Here is a 16608-nt window from a genome sequence, read left to right on the forward strand (position 1 = left end):
CCGCATGACCGAGCTGTCGGTCAGCCATCAGTAGCGTGCCTCAGAAGCCCTTCAGGACACGAGCGAGTGCCGCCCGGCCCGCAGGACCCCAGTGCGGCTTGCCACCGGGAAGACCCCGATCGCCGTTCTGCCCCATGAGCATCAGGAAGAGGCTCTTCATCGCGGCCAGGCCACGAGCGCGCCGGATCGCCGCCTCGTCGGCACGCGCGTACCGGTCGAAGAACCGTGCGGCCGTGCCCGCGGGGAGCAGCACCCAGGCGGCGGCGAGGTCCCACGCCGGGTCGCCGGCGACCATGGCACCGAAGTCGACGATGCCCGACAGCGTTCCGTCCGAGAGGACGACGTTCGCGGGATGGAGGTCGCCGTGCACCCACACCGGCGGGCCCTCCCACGCGTCGGCCGTGACGGCGTCGTCCCAGACGGCCCGGACGTCGTCCGCGGTGCCGTCGGGGGCGACGGCCCGGAGGAAGCTCTCGAAGCCGTCCGTGCAGTTCCTGGGGTGGGTACCGAAGTCCGTGGCGACGGGCGCCTCGGCGGGCGCCTCCACATGGAGCGCCCGGAGGAAGCCCGCCAGCGTGTCGGCCGCGTGGGCGCCGCGGCTGATCGAACCGTGGTCCAGCGGCTCGCCGGGAACCCACGTCATCACGGTCCAGTGCTTGGGGAAGCGCTCGGACGGGTCACCGAACCGCACGGGGAGCGGCACCGGGAGCGGCAGGCGCGGGGCCAGCACCGGGAGCCACCGCCGCTCCTTCAGCTGGAGCTCCGGAGTGGGGTCCATGCGCTGCATGCGCACGGCCAACTCGTCCCCGAGACGCCACATCTGGTTGCCCCAGCCGCCCGCCACCTCCCGGATGGCCAGCCCCGCGAGGTCGGGATGCTGTTCCCGCAGCAGCTCGCGAACCAGGTCTGCGGTGATCTCGATCTCGGTGTCGGCCATGCGACGTCACCGTACCGGGCGGGGGGCGGAACGGCTGCCGTTTCCCGGAATCGCCGGGGCCGGGCGGGAGTCAGCGGCAGAGGGCCGCGTCGACTGCGTCGGTCAGGCGCACGGCGGTGGGCCCGTCCGGGACGACGGTGAGGGCGATGTTCACGGCCCGGCCGTCCTCCGTGACGCCGCCCCGGGTCCGGTAGGCCATGGCGGTGCCACCGTGGCCCCAGACGAGGCCGCCACAGGTCAGCGGCCTGCTCTGGATCCCCAGGCCGTAGCGGACGCCGGGGCCCAGGAACTCGGCCGGGACGGTGGTGCGCATCTGGGCGAGCTGGGCCGCGGGCAGCAGGCGGCCCGCCAGGAGGGCGCCGTAGAAGGTGTTGAGGTCGGTGTTGGTGGACACGACCGCCCCCGCGGCCCAGGCCATCGAGGTGTCCATGTCGGTGTAGTCGACCAGTGGCGCGTCCGGGGCGGTGCGCAGGTAGCCGTGCGGGTGGGGCTCGCGGAGGGTGGTCTCCCCGACGGCCGGTACGTAGGTGTGGCGCAGGCCGATCCGGTCGATGACGCGCTCGGTGACCTCCTCGCCGAAGGGCCGGCCGGTGACCTTCTGGATCAGCAGGCCGGCCACCAGGTAGTTGGTGTTGCTGTACTCCCACTGGGTGCCGGCGGGGAAGTGCGCCTTCTGGGCCAGTGCCCCGTCGAGGAGTTCGCGCGGCTCGAAGTAGCGGAACCGGATGGCGGTGTCGTCCGACAGCGCGGGGGCTGCCATGTAGTCCGGTAGGCCGCTGGTCTGCTGGAGCACCTGGCGGACCGTGATGTTCCGGCCGTCGATGCCGTCGCCGCGCAGGAGGCCCGGCAGGTAGGTGTCGACGGGCGCGTCGAGGCCGACCTTCCCCTCGGCGACCAGTTGCAGGACGACGACGGCGACGAAGGCCTTGGTGTTGCTGCCGGCCCGGACCTGCCCGTCGACCGGGACCCGGGCCCTGGTAGCCAGGTCGCCGACACCGGCGGTGTAGGTGCGGCTGCGGCCGTCGCGGCCCTTGACGGTGGCGAGGGCGGCGGGCACCCCGTCCTCCTTCACCAGCGCGTCGAGGCGCTGCTGCACGACGTCCGGCCGCGGTGCGGCGGAGGCCGGGCGCGGGGTGAAGGCGGTCAGGGCGAGCCCGGCGGCGGCCGTGGCCGTCAGGGCGTGCCGCACCAGGCGGATGCGGTGCGCCCGGCGCTGCGGGGCGTTCTCGTTCATCGGGACTCCACTGCTGAGAAGCGAGGGGGCAGGTAGGCGGTGGTGCGGCGGGGTGGCGGGTGTCCGGGGTCAGTGGCAGAGCGCATCGTCCACCGCCTGCCCCACGTGCGCCCCGGTGTCATCGCTCGGCAACGTGGTCACCGCGAAGTTCACGGCGCGGCCGTCGTCGGTGGCGCCACCGGCGGTGTAGGTGCCCGGGATCGCCCCGCCGTGCCCCCAGGCGACACCGCCGCAGGAGAGCGGGCGGCTCACCAGGCCGAGTCCGTAGCGGGCTCCGGGGCCGAGCGTCTCGGCGGGGACGGTGGTGCGCATCTGGGCGAGCTGGGCCGCGGGCAGCAGGCGTCCGCCGAGCAGGGCGCCGAAGAAGCGGGTCAGGTCCGTGTTGGTCGAGACCATCGCGCCGGCCGCCCAGCCCCAGGACGGGTCCAGCGAGGTGAAGTCGCGCGTCGATCCGTCCGCGGCGCGCTGGTAGCTCCTGGGATGGGCCTCGTGGATAGTCGTGTCCCCGGGGACGGGGAAGTAGGTGTGGCGCAGGCCGATCCGGTCGATGACGCGCTTGGTGATCTCCTCGCCGAGCGGGCGGCCGGTGACCTTCTGGATGATCAGGCCCGCCAGCAGGTAGTTGGTGTTGCTGTACGCCCACTGGGCGCCGGGGGCGGACCGGGCCCTCTTGGCCAGCGCGGCGTCGAGGAGTTCGCGGGGCTCGTAGTAGCGCTCGGGGGCGCTGAGCACGCGCTCGTGGTCCACGTAGTCGGGCAGGCCGCTGGTCTGCTGGAGCAGCTGACGGACCGTGATGTTCCGGCCGTCGATGCCCTCGCCGCGCACCAGGCCGGGCAGGTAGGCGTCCACGCTCGTGTCCAGTCCGACCTTGCCCTCGGCGACCAGTTGCAGGACGACGACGGCGGTGAACGTCTTGGTGTTGCTGGCGATCCGCACCTGTCCGTCCACCGGCACCCGGGACCCGGTGGCCAGGTCGCCGACACCGGCGGTGTAGGTGCGGCTGCGGCCGTCGCGGCCCTTGACGGTGGCGAGGGCGGCGGGCACCCCGTCCTCCTTCACCAGCGCGTCGAGGCGCTGCTGCACGGCGTCTGGCCGCGGTGCGGCGGAGGCCGGAGCCGGTACCAGGGTGGCGGCCACCGCGGCGGCGGCCGCCGCGGTCACGGCCGCCGCCACCCCGCGCCGGCCGGCGCGGGGGCGGTTCGGACGGTGGTGCCGCGGTGCGTGTTCGTTCATGGGAAAGCCCCTCCGGGTAGGGCGCCGGAGCTCTTCTCGGCGCCCTCCAAGAGGACCATCCGACGGACCGTCAATCCGTCCGCACGCAGGACGAATCCGCACCCGGGAACGCGCTCCGGGTCCGGGCCGGGCACAGGACCGTGCTCCCGGGGCCGTACGGCTCCCCCCGCGTGCACATCAACCGGCGACCCGCCGCCGCGATTCCCAACTTCCCCGGCTGACAACGTCGTTGACGGCCCGCACGGCCGTCGGGCGGTGGATGGCAGCTCTTGAGCGGCCGTGGTGGTGGTGCTTCACTGTGCGGATGAGCGGCGAGGCGGAGATGACGGAGCGGTTCGGTGCCAGAATCGGCCGGCACCGGGTGGACACCAGGGCACGGTGGCAGAACACCGCGTGGGCGCTGGTGGTGGCCGTGCCCACCGGCTGGCTCGGGCTGTGGGCCCTGCTCAGCGCGGACGACGGCCGCCCGGGCGGCGGACGGGCGATCGGCGTGGTGATCGGCCTGTCCCTGGGCGCGCTGTACGTCGCCGTGACGCAGGCGTGGCGCGCGGTGCGGGGCGGGTCGGAAGAGTACTTCGAGGTCCGCGAGCACGGCCTCGTCCACGGCTCACGCCGGGGCGCGACGGGCTGGGAGTGGAGCCGGGTGGTGTCGATCACGATGCCCGGCAGCCCGAGGATCCACGGCCTCGCCCGCCGGCTGGGAAACGACTACCGCTGCCGCCTCGCCCTCGACGACGGCACCCGCCTGCACATCGACGGGCACACCGCGGGGGCCTCCGGCCTGGGCCGCGCGGTGGTGGAGCACTGTCCCCGCGCGCGCCGGCTGCAGGGGGACGAGTGGCAGGAACGGGCGGGCGGCTGGTTCCTCGCCGGGGCGGTGGTGTTCCTGGCGGTCGGCGTCTCGCTGGTCGCCTACTTCGTGAGCCACGCCGACGAGGACGCCCAGAACGTCAGTGCGGGCGTGACCATGGCGGTCGGGCTGGGCCTGCCCGTGTGCGCGATCGGCGTGATCACCTGCGTCGTGCTGTACGTCCGCTACCGGATGTACCGCCCGCGCTGACCTCCGACCCTCAGCCTGGCCTCCCGACCCCGCGCTCCTGACCGCCGTCCGCCCGGCTGCCGCCCGTCGCCGGCCCGGCCGCCGCCCGTCGCCGGCCCGGCCGCCGCTCGTCGCCGGCCCGCAAGCACCGGTCCGTCAGGAGCGCGTACGGCCCCCGGCCCCGGCGGCGTCCCGCTCACGGGTGACCGCCCTGCGGGCCAGCAGGAGGGACAGCGCCGTGACGCCGGCCCACAGCGGTCCCATGAGGACGTGCAGGAGCCCCAGCCAGGCGACATCGCTCCAGCGGTACAGTGCCACCTGCCCGGCCAGGCTCGCGGAGCTCACCAGGGCGATCACCAGGGTCGACACCGCGTAGAAGCGGTGCAGCACGCGGTGGGAGCGCCATCCGGGCGGGCCGCCCACCACCCGGTTCGCGACCAGGCCGGCCAGGGGCCGGTCGGCCGCGAGGGACAGCAGGCAGGCCGCCGTCGCCGCGGCCGGGACCGCCATCGGGAGCAGGAAGAACCCCCGCGCCTGACCTGTCCAGAGGGCCACGCCGGCGCACGCCGTGGCCAGCAGGGCGCCGAGGACCGCGTGCGGCACGTACTGACGGGCTCGCAGCCGCCACCCGAGGAGCACGACGGCGGTCACCGCCGCGGCGACGGAAGCGGCGCGCGGGCCGCCGGTCCCGTTCGCGGCCAGGAACACCACGGTGGGGGTTCCCGCCACCGCCGCGGCCGTGGCCGCCGTCCTGGCGCGCGGTGGGGTCGTCACGCCGGCCCGGCTTCGTCGTCGCGGCGGCGTCGGCCGGTGACTTTCGAGGACGGCAGGCGACCTGCCCTGGAGATCCCGGTGAGCGTGTCACCGTCGACGGTGACGCTGAAGGTCAGGTCGAGACGAACGGGCCGGGTGACGGACTGCTTCCAGGTCAGCCGGTCACCGTCGAGGACGATGTCCCGGAGCGGCAGGATCTCGTCCCCGCCGTGGGCGGTTCCGACCAACTCCCCCTCGTGTGACCGCAGTTCGACGACGGGTCGGACCCGCCCGATGGGCGTGGCGATGGTCAGCTCCCAAACGCCCTGGACTCGGGTGGACATGGAATGCCCCTTTCTCACTCACAAATCGGGAACGGACAGCTGCGGAGCGTTCAGAGGACGGCGGGCGCGGGACCGCCGGGGCGCCAGGTGGTGCCGCGCCGCTCGTGGGCGAACAACTCCTCGACGGCGTGGGCGATCCGCGGGCCCACCTCGCGTTCCAGCAGGTACAGGCCGAGGTCGAGTCCGGAGGTGACCCCGGCGGCGGTGACCAGGTCGCCGTCGTCGACCACGCGGGCGCGCACGGCGTGGACACCGGTCGCGTCGAGGAGATCCAGGCCCAGGTGGTGGGTGGTCGCGTGGCGGTCCTGGAGCAGGCCCGCCATGGCCAGGACGAGCGCGCCGCCGCAGACCGTCGCCACGGTGACCCGCGCGTCCTCCATGGCGGCCTTGAGCAGCGCCGGCAGTTCGGTGTCCAGCGTACGAGCCAGCCGGGCCACAACGGTGTCCCGCTGCTCCCCGTCGTCACCGGGGTCCTCGCCGTCGTCAGGATCGCCGAGGCGCCCGGAAGCGCCGGGCACGAGGACGACACCGGGACGACACGGGTCGAGGAGGCCCGTGGTGCGCAGCGACAGGCCGCCGGTGCCGCTGACCACCTCGCGCGGGCCCTCGGCGCTGACCAGCTCCACGCCGACCGCGCCCCCGGAGGCGGTTGCGCCGGCGTGGAGGACTTCGAACGGTGCGATGGCGTCGAGCGGGTCGAACCCGTCGAACAGCACGATCTGGACGTGCACGTGAGCGCCTTTCATCGGGCGGGAAGCCGGTGGTCACCGGCTTGACCTCGATGCTAGGAGCGGGTGCACACGGCGGAGAGGGGCCCGAATGACACATTCCGACGGGATCTCGCCAGGAGCGCGCGCCGCCGCCCGGAGCTGCTCCCCGACCGCGCCCGGGCACCGCGTCGGTGCGCGACCCGGGCGCCTCAGCTGCGCTCGCGGCTGCGGAAGGCGGCGCGGTAGCTGTGCGGAGTGGTACCGGCAATGCGTTTGAAGCGCTCGCGGAAGGCGGTGGGGGAACCGAACCCGGCCTGGTCGGCTATCCGCTCGACGGTGTGGTCGGTGTTCTCCAGGAGGAACTGCGCCCGCCGGATCCGCGCCCGCAGCAGCCACTGCAGCGGCGTGGTGCCGGTCTGTTCACGGAACCTCCGGCTGAAGGTGCGCCCGCTCATGCCGCTGCGCCGGGCCATGAGGTCGAGCGTCAGCTCCTCGTCGAGGTGGTCCTCCAGCCAGGCGAGCACCGGTTCGAGCGTGGAGCCGCGCGGGACCGGCGGCTGGGGATGGACGATGAACTGTGCCTGCCCCCCTTCGCGTTCCAGTGGGGCGACGGCCAGTCGGGCCGCATCGGCGGCCACCGCGGAGCCGAAGTCGCGGCGGATCATGTGCAGGCACAGGTCGAGACCTGCCGAGGCGCCTGCGGAGGTGAGCAGCTGCCCGTTGTCGACGTAGAGGACGTCGGGGCGCACCTCGACGGCGGGGAAGCGCCGGGCCAGTTCGGCGGCGGCGACCCAGTGGGTGGTCGCCGCCAGTCCGTCGAGCAGTCCGGTCAGGGCGAGGTCGAAGGCGCCGGCGCAGATCGAGGCGATCCTGCTGCCCCGGGCCGCCGCTGCGCGCAGCGCCTCCAGCACCTCCCCGTCCGGCGCGGGCGCGTCCTGCGCACGACCGGGAACGACCACGGTGTCGGCGTCGGCCAGCCCCTCCAGACCCCAGGGGGCGGTGATCACGAATCCCTCGGCCGGGATCCGCGCCCCGGGTCCGCACACGCGCACCCGGTAGGGGTGGCGGCCGTCCGGGAGCCGGACCCGGGTGAACACCTCCAGGGGCGTGGCGAGGTCGAACGGGATGACCTGGTCGAGTGCCAGGACCGCGACGGTGTGCACGACGACTCCTCAACTACGGCGGGGCCACGACGGGTCCCCTGGTTCTGCGGTTCGCGACGGCGTGGTCAAAGGATCAGCCGGTTCGGGGCCGAGGGGGAACCGGATAATCGTTGGATCTGCGCGACCGGTCCGTGTTTTCGTGGCGGAGCGCCGGAACTCCCGGCATTTCCCCGACCTCTGAGAGACAGTCCCATGCGCTCCACCACCAACGCCCGCGTCGCCGTCGTCGGCGCCGGCCTCGGGGGCCTCACCTGTGCCCGCGTCCTGCACCGTCACGGCCGGTCGGTCACCGTCTTCGAACGCGAGGAGTCCGCCGACGCCCGCCCCCAGGGCGGTAGCCTCGACATCCACTCCGGTACCGGGCAGGCGGCCCTGCGGGCGGCGGGTCTGCTCGACGGGTTCCGTGCGCTGGCCCGCCCGGAAGCCCAGGAGTGGCGCATACTCGACCCCGCCACCGCCGCCGTCCTCCCCGTCCCGGGGCCGCCCCGCCACGACGACGACAGCCCAGAGATCGACCGGGGCCAACTGCGTTCCCTCCTCCTGGACTCCCTCCCCGAGGGCACCGTCCGGTGGGGCCGCGCCGTGACCGCCGTCAGCCCGATCGGAAACGGCACCTGGCGCCTGCTGTTCGAGGACGGGAGCACGGAGGAGGCCGACCTGGTGATCGGCGCCGACGGTGCCTGGTCACGCGTGCGCCCGTCCGTGTCCGAGGCCACCCCCGCCTACAGCGGCGTCACCTTCATCGAGACCGGATTCACCGACTGCGACACCCGCCACCCGGCGCTGGCCGCCCTCGTCGGCAAGGGCACCATGCTGGCGACCGCCGACGGCAGGGCCCTGCTGGCCCAGCGCAACGGCGAAGGCCACGTCCGCGTCTACATCGCCTTCCGCGCCCCGCAGGACTGGCAGGTGGCGGCGGGTGTGTCGTTCGACGACGTCGAGACCGTACGCGCGCACGTGTTGAACCTGCTCGACGGCTGGGACGGGAGCCTGCTCGACTTCGTCCGTCACAGCGAGAGCGGATTCATCGCCCGGCCCGTGTTCGTCCTGCCCGTCCCGCACGCCTGGGAGCACGTGCCCGGCATCACCCTGCTGGGCGACGCCGCACACCTGATGCCGCCCGTGGGCCTCGGCGCGAACCTCGCGATGCTGGACGGCAGCGACCTGGCCCACGCCCTCGTCACCGGGACGAGCGTCGAGGACGCGGTCCGGGCCTACGAGGACACCATGCTCCCCCGCTCGGCCCGAGCCGCCCAGGACTGCGCCGAGGCCCTGGAGGCCATCCTCGCGCCGGGGGCTGCCTGATCGGTGGCCGGATCGGCGGCCGGAAGCCACGGCTGTCAGGGGCTCGGAAGGACGTGCTCGGTGACGACGATCGGCCGACCTGAACCGGAGGAACCGCGCACGGGTGTCTAGACGGCGGCCGACGGGATGATCAATCCGGGACGGAGCGGAGGGCTGACGGCTCACCGTGCGTGCTAGAACCTTCGACGGCGGTGAACGCTCACCCGCGACCACCGCCGTCAGCACCGTGCATCCACCGGCCGCTCCTCCACCGAAGGGGAACCATGTCCGTCGCACGAACCGCACGTTCCGTCAGGTCCGCCCTGCTCGCGGCCCTCGCCGCGCTCGCGCTGCTGCTCTCGGGCGCGGCCGCCACCACGCCGGCCTCCGCCGCCACGGCCGCCGCCACCGGTCTGGACGGCGTCTGGGCCTGTGACGTCCCGGCCGGCTACGTCTACGACCAGGTGTCCATGAACCGCAGCTGCAGCGGCGGCGGCTCGTGGAACTCGCCGCAGTTCCACCTGCGCACGCCCGTCGACGGGCTGACCGCGTGCACCAGCACGCCGGCCTTCGTCTACGACTCCATTTCCTGGGGCTACGCGTGCAGCCAGCAGTCCGGGGTGATCTCCAACGCCTACCACCTGCGCACCCCGTACGACGGCCTGACCGCCTGTGTGGGCACCCCCGCCTTCACCTACGACTTCGTCGGCCACAGCACCTCCTGCAGCCTGTCGTACGGAAGCGGCGTGTCCGCCACCACCTTCCACCTCCGCACGCCGGTCAACGGCATGTGGGCGTGCGACGTCCCCCGCGGCTGGACGTACAGCGCCACCACCTCGAACCTGGACTGTGCCGGCATCCAAGGCGTGCCGACCACCAAGTTCCTCCTGGTCGGCTGATTCCGCGCAGAACCCGTGGAACGGGTGGGCGCCCCGGCTGCGGCCGGGGTGCCCACCCTCCCGCCCCGCTGTGGACGGCTGCGCGGCGGGCGGGTGCTACCAGCTGGCCCAGGGGAGGTTCCAGCCGCCGAGGCCGTTGTCGGGAGCGACGATCTTCTCCTTGGTGTTCACGACCCTGACGACGTCGCCGATCATCGAGCTGTTGAAGAACGACCCCGCGGGGGACGTGTCGCTGCCGCCCTCCACGTCCTTGAGCGAGACGCAGCCGTGGCTCGTGTTGGCCTTGCCGAACAGGTCGACCTTGTACCAGTAGTTCCCGTGGACGTAGGTGCCGCTCGTCGTCAGCCGCATCGCGTGCGGGGCGTCGGGGATGTCGTACTCGTTGCCCAGGCCGACGGTCTGGGAGTTCATGTGGGTGACCTTCTCCTTGGACATGATGACCATGATCCCGCCCCAGGAGGGGTACTTGTCGTCGCCGAGGGTGGCGGGCACGGTGGTGGACTTGTCGTCCCGCACGATCGTCATCTGGTGCGTGGCCGCGTCCGCGGTGGTGACCTGGGACCGGCCGATGGTGAACGGTTCGTCCTTGTCGACGTCGCCCCACACACCGGGGGCGACCTCGACGTTCTTCAGCCGGTAGTGGATGGTGACCTTGGTGTTCGGCTTCCAGTAGTCCGCCGGGCGGAAGTCGATCCGGTTGTCGCCGAACCAGTGGCCCTTCACCTCCGTCCCGTTGTCCGTTTCGAAGGTGATGGCCTTGGCGACGGCGTCCTTGTTCACGATCCTGCTGCTGAACTCCACCTTGACGATCATGCCCACGCCGTAGGTCTGGCCGTCGGCGATGTTGTCGTCGGTGGACACCTGCTTGCCGGGCGCAGCGGTGGTGAAGGCGCTGGTGGCCGCGACGACCAGACCCTCGGAGTCCTTGGCCTGGGCGTTCACCGTGTACGCCGCGCCGGGGGCGAGCGCGGCGGCGGGCTTCCAGCCGGTGCCGTCCGCCGTGATCGAGCCCTGGACGGGCTTGCCGTCCTTGTCGGTCACGTCGACCGTGGTGAGCTTGCCGTGCGACACCGACACCTGGAGCGCGGTCGGTGCGACTCCCCGGGCCCCGTCCTTCGGCTCCACGTCCAGTACGGCGGTCGAGGTCCTCGCCGCGGCCGTGGCCGCCGTCCCGCCCGGGGCGCCGGGCGTGGAGGTGGCGGCGGAGGTGGCGGTGCCGGCGGCATCGGCGCTCTTGTCCTTGCCGTCGCCGTCGCCGCAGGCCGCGGACATCAGCAGGACCCCACCCACCGCCAGTGCCACCGCACCGCGGTGGAATCGGTCGTTGGCGCGTATCGCGGCCCGGGCCGCCCGAACAGTGCTCACAAGTTGCTCCTCTAGGTGTTCGCGGTCAGCTTGTGCGCCGGTTCGTCCCCGCCGCAACGGGGGGCCTGCGATCTGGGACGCGGGGACGCCTCTACCCTGTTTGAGCTGGGAAGACGTAACCTTCCTGGGACGCGCCGTCAGGGGCTCGGGACGGCGCGGCCGGTGCTGCCGGCGACCTCGGGGGAACCGTGGGACGGTCTGCGGCGTGCGCGGTTCGCGAGCGGGTGGAGGATCAGTGTCAGAGGGGACCGGGGAGTTGGGGGAGGCACAGGAGATCGCACGGCTGCTCCAGGAACTGAAGAGCCGTTCGGGTCTCAGTTACGGCGCGCTGGCGAAGCGGCTGCACGTGAGCACGTCGGCGTTGCACCGCTACTGCACCGGCGACGTGATGCCGGTGGAATTCGATCCGCTGGAGCGCTTCGCGCGGTTGTGCCGGGCGACACCGGAGGAGCGCGCCGAGCTCTACCGGCTGTGGGTCGCCGCCCACACGACGCGGGGGAACCGGCAGTCGTCCGCACCCGCGCCCGCGCCGAAGGCCCCGCCGGCATCGGAAGCGGAAGCGGCGCCGGAAAAGGGTCCGGTTCCCGAACCGGTCGCAGAAACGGTCGCGGACCCGGTCACGGAACCGGTCGCGGAACAGGTCGCGGAACAGGTCACGGAACCGGAACCGGAACCGGTCGCGGAACCGGAACCGGAAACGGTCGCGGAACCGAAACCGGAACCGGAAACGGTCGCGGGAAGCGTCGTGAAGGAGGACGGGGCGACCGCCCCTGCGAGCGCCCCCACCGTGCCGTCCCGGCGGGGCGTACGCCGGGGCATACTCGCCGGCGTGACGGCCGCCGCCATGCTCGCCACCCTCGGGGCCGTCGCCACGGGGCTCAAGCCCCACCCCGGTGGTGACCCCACGTCCGCTCCGGCCCCGGCGGCGGGCGCCGGACCGACCGGCGCCGTGGACCGGGGTGCGGGCGCCCCGATCACCGTCACGGTCCGCCCGGACGTCCGGGACGCCGAGTGCGACAAGTACCTGGTCAACCGCCCGCCGTCCGAGGTCCCCCGCCCGCCCGCGGTGGTGGACGTCCCCGGCTGGGCTGCCGAGACCGGCGCGGTCGTCGGCCACTACCAGTCGATCGAGCTCACCGTCCAGGGCATCGGCAGCGAGACCGTCGTGCTGACCGCGCTCAACGTCCGCATCGCCCGGATCGCGGCCCCGCTGGCCTGGAACGCCTACTCCATGGGCGAGGGCTGCGGCGGAGGAGTCGACCTCCACTCGTACGACCTCGACCTGGACGCGGCCCGCCCCCGTCCGGTCGTGACCGCCGGCAGCACCGGCCTGCCGGTCAAGGTGAGCGAGCGGGATCCGGAGGTCATCGAGGTCACCGCCGAGACCACCTCCCACGACGTCAGCTGGTACCTGGAGCTGGAGTGGTCCAGCGGCAACCGGACGGGCACCCTGCCCATCGGCGTCCGTGACGGCGTGCCGTTCCGGATCAGCGCGGTCAAGGGCCGACCGCTGTTCAGCTATCCGATCGACGGGAAGGCGTGGAAGCCGAGCGCCTTCCAGGAGTGACGGGACGACCTCGCGGACGTCAACGACGCGGGCTGGCCCGTCAGCCGGACGAACGAACGGTCCGGAGCGGAGCGAGGGCGGTCAGGCGCTGTGGCCGGTGCGGGTGAGCATGGCGGCGAGGTGCCGGACGGCGGCTTCGGCGTCGGCGAGTTCGTCTCCGGCGGGCAGAACGGCCCCGAAGGTGCGGTTGTCGGGAGCGTCCAGGGCGCGCCAGTGGAGAACCGGTGCGAGGTGGCTGCTGGCGTCGGCGAGGAACCAGGCGAGGGGGCCGTGGGTACGGGCGACGGTCACGGCGACGGCGGCGAGGGCCTCGCGCAGCGCGGCGAGCCGCTCGATCCTCGGCAGCGCCTCGTGTGCCTCGGCGGGACCGACGGCATCCGTCAGGGCCGCAGCGGTCTGCCGGACCAGGTCCGAGTCGGCGGGGCGGAGCTCCCACACCCCGTCGCCGAGCTGGAGCTCCGCCTCGTGAACGACCCGAGCGACCGCTTCGAACATGCCCATGACGGTGAGCCTATCCGGGCACTGTCCCGAGTCGTCGCCCGGCAGGCGGGGCGGTCGGGGGCGGAGCCGCCGTTGCTGCCCCCTACGCGCCACCGCGGACGGCCCACCTCGTCCGGGACCATCCCCTGGGCCCCTTGCGGATCGCCTCGGCCGGTTCCGTGTAGGGGCGACCGCGGGGGGGTAGGAGCGGGCTGTACCGGGTTCCGCCACCGTGGCGGACCGGATGCCCGTCGGCTGTCGCCGCACTGTCCCCCGCTCGTCCGCGCGGGTTCGATGCCCCGGCCCACCTCTGACGGTGGAGCCTTCGGTGGGCTTGGCTTGGAGCAGTGCCGTGACCACGTACCAAGATCACGCAGACGTGTATGCGGAGCCGGACCTGAGGATCGAGACCAGCCGCGTGGGCAACGCCGTGGTGTGCTCGCTGGCCGGTGACCTGCACATGGACAACGAGGAACCGGTCCGCGACGCCCTGGCCCGGGCGCTCGACCAGGCGCCGGGCCTGCTCGCCGTGGAGATGTCCGCCGTCACCCTGCTCACCCTCAGCGGTCTGAACGCCCTGCTCACCGTCCGCCGGCGCGCGAACAGCAGAAGCGTGCCGCTCGTTCTGGCGGCACCCAGCCCGACGGCGCGGCGCCTCCTGCGGATCACCGGGACCGATCTCGTCCTCCCCGTCTACCCGTCCCTGGACCAGGCGGTGCGCCACCGGAGACCGTCACGCAGGGTGTGAGCCGCGTCCGGCCGGGCACACGCACGGATCGGACCCCGACCCGGATTCCCGTACGGACGTTCTCATGCCTCCACCCCTGGCCGCCCCGGCCTCCCGCGACCGTCTGGACTTCCCGGCGGGCAGCGCACGGTGCGCGCGCCGCGGCCTCGCGTTCGTCCGGACGACGATGGCGCGCTGGCGGATCGATGCCGACAGCAGGGCCGTCGACGACGCGCTGCTGGTGACGGCCGAACTGCTCGCCAACGCGGCCGACCACGCCGGCGGCCCCCTCGCGCTGGACGTACGGCTCGACCCCGACAGGCGGACCCTGCGGATCGCCGTCACCGACGCGCTGTCCGACCCACCCCGGATTGCGGCTTCCCCTCCGGCGGATCAGCCCCACGGCCGGGGCCTGCGCATCATCGACCGGCTTGCCAACGCCTGGGGCACCTCCCCTGCCGGAGCGGGCAAGACCGTCTGGGCCGAGCTCGGGCTTCCCCCGGCGGACCACCACCGGCCGCCCCGGGCGTGAGTACCTCGCCCTCAGCTGACCTCGCGGCCCCCGGCCGCCGCCTCGTCGGGCATACCCGGGCCTTCGGTCGCTTCAGTCGCTGCTCCCGCGGCCCCGCACGCGACCACGGGCGCGACCGCTCCGCGTATCAACCGCCCGGTCTCCCCGACCGGTCAGCGACGAACGAGGCTCGGACCTGGACCCGGACCGGCTGCGGGTAGCCGATCTCCGCGATGTCCTCGGCCAGGTCCGCGAGGGTGACCTCCGAGTTCAGCGATGACACGAGCTTCTGGTTCAGCGGTCGCAGGGCATACACACCGCGCACGACTTCCAGGTCCACGGGAACCTCGTAGTAGTCCTCGGCGAAGCGCTGGAACGCCTCCGGCGAACGGTCGACCAGGAGCTCGAACAGACCCGTTGCCCCGTCCGGGTCGGAACACCCCTCGGGGAAGTCGATCACCCCGTGCCGCCACCGGTCATCCGTCGCTTCCCGCCACAGGCAAGCCGTCATGCGCTCATCCAACCGGACGCCCCTGACACGCGGAAACTCCCCGGTCCGTCGACACCGAGCCACCCGTGGAATGTGACCCAGGTAACTTGTGTCACGACACATGTGTTGTGTAACGTGTCCGATATGAGCACTTCAGAGAAAAATCCGACCCTCGTCTTCATCCCCTGCTTCTCCGGCGCCCCGTGGAGCGCCGAGCAGCTCGCGCCCTACGGCGACGCGCCCAGGCGGACGCTGCACCTGCCCGAGGGCGTCGACGACATCGAGCGCTACGCCGACCACGTCGAGAGCGCGATCGCCGACCTGGACGACTTCGTGCTGGTCGGCGACTCGTTCGGGGCGAACATCGCGCTCGCGCTCGCCACCCGCCGTCCGCGGGGCCTGCGCGCCCTGGTCCTGTCCGGCGGCTTCGCGGCCAACCCGGTCGACTCCAAGCCGTGGAAGGCCCTGATGCGGACGATCGGCAAGGCCCGCGGCCCGCTCTACCGGCAGCTGACACTGCGGGCGCACGCCCACCGCCTCGCCTCGCCGTTCGACGGCGAGGGACAGGTGCCCTGGAACGAGGCCCGCAGCCGCGAACTGTTCCTCACCAACACCCCGGCCGCCTCCTTCGGCGCCCGCGTGCAGGCCGGTCTCACCGCCGACTACGTCGACGCGCTCGGCCGGATCCAGGTCCCGACCCTGCTGCTGACCCCCTCGCACGACGTGCTGATCGGCGAGAACGCCTCCGCGATCATGCTCGCGGGCATCCCCGACGCCCGGGAGGTCGTGCTGCCGCGCACCGGCCACATGTTCCGCTTCTCCCACCCGGCCACCTACGCCACCGCGGTCAAGGACTTCCTCGTCTCCCTGCCGGCCACCCGACAGGCCACCGATGCGTAAGGCCGAACACCTGCGGTTCGCGATCCTGGCAGCGCAGCGCGAAGGCAACCGACTGCTGATCCAGGCCCTCAAACCCCACGGCATCACCCCGTCGCAGGCCGAGGTGCTGCGCCTGCTCCAGCAGCACGGCACCTTGACCCTCAACGGGCTCGGACAGCTCCTGGTGTGCGAGAGCGGCACCAACCCCAGCCGGCTGGTCGAACGCGTCGTCGCGGCCGGGCTGGTCGAGCGCCGCACGGACGCCGCGGACCGCCGCTACCTCCAGCTGAGCCTCACTCCCGAGGGCGAGCGCCTGGCAACGGCGGTCGCCGAGATCGAGGAGGTCCTCTACGCCGGGATGGACGCCGCCTGCGAGGGCCTGGACACCGACGCGATGCTCGCGTTCCTCCACAACTTCATCGACCCCCTGCCCTCGGGCCAGGCCCTCAACAAACGCCTCGGCCTCGACTGAGCACTGAGCACTGAGGACTGAGGACCGAAGTCTGGGGCCTGGGAACACGACCGCGCGCGACCCGCCGGCCACGCGCCGAGCACGACGGAGCGACCGGCCGCCACCACGCGGATCGCGTCCAGGATCGCGTCCAGGGTCATGCTCTTGTGCAGGAATCCGCTGGCCCCGGCGCGCAGTGCGCCGTAGACGTACTCGTCGTCGTCGAAGGTCGTCAGCACCAGCACCTTGGGCGGGTCCGGCTCGGAGGTCGCCTGCCGGGTCGCCCCGATCCCGTCCATGCCCGGCATCCGGAGTTCCATCACCACGACGTCCGGCCGCAGTTCACGCACCAGGCGCACTCGACGGGGCCGCCTCGCGGCCGTCGCCGTCCTCGCCGTCACCCGGAGTCCGCCCTCCGGACGCCGGCCCGCGCTGAACTGGCCGGACAGCAGCGCCCGCTCGCGCATGCCGAGCAGGCCGAAGCCGCTCCCGCCGGCCGCCGCCGGGTCAGTGGCGTCGGCCCGGCGCGTCGCCCCGGGGAT

The 16608-nt window shown here is 73.0% G+C and carries 18 protein-coding genes and 2 pseudogenes; 9 read left to right on the forward strand and 11 right to left on the reverse strand.

What is annotated here, in order from left to right:
* Positions 1-40: 40 nt before the first annotated feature.
* From ACIRVF_RS24290 to ACIRVF_RS24300, 3 genes are all read right to left on the reverse strand, one after another.
* On the reverse strand, positions 41-937 hold the full coding sequence (locus ACIRVF_RS24290; RefSeq protein WP_402821430.1) for an aminoglycoside phosphotransferase family protein: 897 nt from the start codon (positions 935-937) through the stop codon (positions 41-43).
* Between the two features lie 70 nt (positions 938-1007).
* On the reverse strand, positions 1008-2171 hold the full coding sequence (locus tag ACIRVF_RS24295) for a serine hydrolase domain-containing protein (RefSeq protein WP_402821433.1): 1164 nt from the start codon (positions 2169-2171) through the stop codon (positions 1008-1010).
* 69 nt (positions 2172-2240) lie between these two features.
* The gene (locus ACIRVF_RS24300) at positions 2241-3404 is read right to left on the reverse strand and encodes a serine hydrolase domain-containing protein (protein WP_402821435.1); all 1164 of its coding nucleotides are present in this window, start codon (positions 3402-3404) and stop codon (positions 2241-2243) included.
* Positions 3405-3708: 304 nt separating this feature from the next.
* Between ACIRVF_RS24300 and ACIRVF_RS24305 the strand changes: the two genes are divergently transcribed.
* Positions 3709-4464: a hypothetical protein gene (locus ACIRVF_RS24305; protein ID WP_402821437.1), complete on the forward strand. Its 756-nt coding sequence runs from the start codon at positions 3709-3711 to the stop codon at positions 4462-4464.
* 135 nt (positions 4465-4599) lie between these two features.
* Here ACIRVF_RS24305 and ACIRVF_RS24310 read toward each other — a convergent pair whose 3' ends face one another.
* From ACIRVF_RS24310 to ACIRVF_RS24325, 4 genes are all read right to left on the reverse strand, one after another.
* A complete protein-coding gene (locus ACIRVF_RS24310) occupies positions 4600-5217 on the reverse strand; it encodes a DUF3159 domain-containing protein (protein ID WP_402821440.1) in 618 nt (205 codons plus the stop codon).
* Positions 5214-5540, reverse strand: a complete 327-nt coding sequence (locus tag ACIRVF_RS24315) for a hypothetical protein (protein ID WP_402821443.1) — start codon at positions 5538-5540, stop codon at positions 5214-5216. The genes ACIRVF_RS24310 and ACIRVF_RS24315 overlap by 4 nt, the downstream gene beginning before the upstream one ends.
* 50 nt (positions 5541-5590) lie before the next feature.
* Positions 5591-6271 (reverse strand): DJ-1/PfpI family protein, encoded by a 681-nt coding sequence (locus ACIRVF_RS24320; RefSeq protein ID WP_402821446.1) that lies wholly within the window; start codon positions 6269-6271, stop codon positions 5591-5593.
* Between the two features lie 188 nt (positions 6272-6459).
* Positions 6460-7413: a GlxA family transcriptional regulator gene (locus ACIRVF_RS24325; protein WP_402821449.1), complete on the reverse strand. Its 954-nt coding sequence runs from the start codon at positions 7411-7413 to the stop codon at positions 6460-6462.
* A gap of 192 nt (positions 7414-7605) precedes the next feature.
* Here ACIRVF_RS24325 and ACIRVF_RS24330 point away from each other — a divergent pair, with 192 nt between their 5' ends.
* On the forward strand, positions 7606-8718 hold the full coding sequence (locus tag ACIRVF_RS24330; protein WP_402821452.1) for an FAD-dependent oxidoreductase: 1113 nt from the start codon (positions 7606-7608) through the stop codon (positions 8716-8718).
* 263 nt (positions 8719-8981) lie between these two features.
* A complete protein-coding gene (locus ACIRVF_RS24335) occupies positions 8982-9596 on the forward strand; it encodes a hypothetical protein (RefSeq protein ID WP_402821455.1) in 615 nt (204 codons plus the stop codon).
* A 96-nt stretch (positions 9597-9692) separates the two neighbouring features.
* Here the strand turns inward: ACIRVF_RS24335 and ACIRVF_RS24340 are convergent, their stop codons facing one another.
* Positions 9693-10961, reverse strand: a complete 1269-nt coding sequence (locus tag ACIRVF_RS24340) for an Ig-like domain-containing protein (RefSeq protein ID WP_402821457.1) — start codon at positions 10959-10961, stop codon at positions 9693-9695.
* A 235-nt stretch (positions 10962-11196) separates the two neighbouring features.
* On the opposite strand from ACIRVF_RS24340, the pseudogene ACIRVF_RS24345 reads away from it, so the two are divergent.
* Both ACIRVF_RS24345 and ACIRVF_RS24350 read left to right on the forward strand, forming a co-directional pair.
* Positions 11197-11412 (forward strand): annotated as a pseudogene (locus ACIRVF_RS24345) (helix-turn-helix domain-containing protein); the annotation flags it as partial.
* A gap of 378 nt (positions 11413-11790) precedes the next feature.
* Entirely contained in the window at positions 11791-12528 is a 738-nt protein-coding gene (locus ACIRVF_RS24350; RefSeq protein ID WP_402821869.1) for a hypothetical protein, read from the forward strand.
* 81 nt (positions 12529-12609) lie between these two features.
* Here ACIRVF_RS24350 and ACIRVF_RS24355 read toward each other — a convergent pair whose 3' ends face one another.
* Positions 12610-13029 (reverse strand): hypothetical protein, encoded by a 420-nt coding sequence (locus ACIRVF_RS24355; protein WP_402821460.1) that lies wholly within the window; start codon positions 13027-13029, stop codon positions 12610-12612.
* Positions 13030-13360: 331 nt separating this feature from the next.
* Here ACIRVF_RS24355 and ACIRVF_RS24360 point away from each other — a divergent pair, with 331 nt between their 5' ends.
* Complete coding sequence (locus tag ACIRVF_RS24360; protein WP_402821463.1) at positions 13361-13756, forward strand: STAS domain-containing protein; 396 nt, start codon at positions 13361-13363, stop codon at positions 13754-13756.
* Between the two features lie 64 nt (positions 13757-13820).
* Entirely contained in the window at positions 13821-14267 is a 447-nt protein-coding gene (locus ACIRVF_RS24365) for an ATP-binding protein (RefSeq protein ID WP_402821466.1), read from the forward strand.
* A 127-nt stretch (positions 14268-14394) separates the two neighbouring features.
* Here the strand turns inward: ACIRVF_RS24365 and ACIRVF_RS24370 are convergent, their stop codons facing one another.
* Positions 14395-14757 (reverse strand): hypothetical protein, encoded by a 363-nt coding sequence (locus ACIRVF_RS24370; protein ID WP_402821469.1) that lies wholly within the window; start codon positions 14755-14757, stop codon positions 14395-14397.
* A gap of 123 nt (positions 14758-14880) precedes the next feature.
* Between ACIRVF_RS24370 and ACIRVF_RS24375 the strand changes: the two genes are divergently transcribed.
* Positions 14881-15636, forward strand: coding sequence for an alpha/beta fold hydrolase (locus tag ACIRVF_RS24375; RefSeq protein ID WP_402821472.1), 756 nt, complete (start codon positions 14881-14883; stop codon positions 15634-15636).
* Entirely contained in the window at positions 15629-16087 is a 459-nt protein-coding gene (locus ACIRVF_RS24380) for a MarR family winged helix-turn-helix transcriptional regulator (protein ID WP_402821475.1), read from the forward strand. Before ACIRVF_RS24375 ends, ACIRVF_RS24380 begins: the two co-directional genes overlap by 8 nt.
* Positions 16088-16254: 167 nt before the next feature.
* Here ACIRVF_RS24380 and ACIRVF_RS24385 read toward each other — a convergent pair.
* Positions 16255-16533 (reverse strand): annotated as a pseudogene (locus ACIRVF_RS24385) (response regulator transcription factor); the annotation flags it as partial.
* Positions 16534-16608: the final 75 nt, after the last annotated feature.

It is taken from the genome of Kitasatospora sp. NPDC101157 (genome assembly GCF_044768255.1).
GTDB lineage: Bacteria > Actinomycetota > Actinomycetes > Streptomycetales > Streptomycetaceae > Kitasatospora.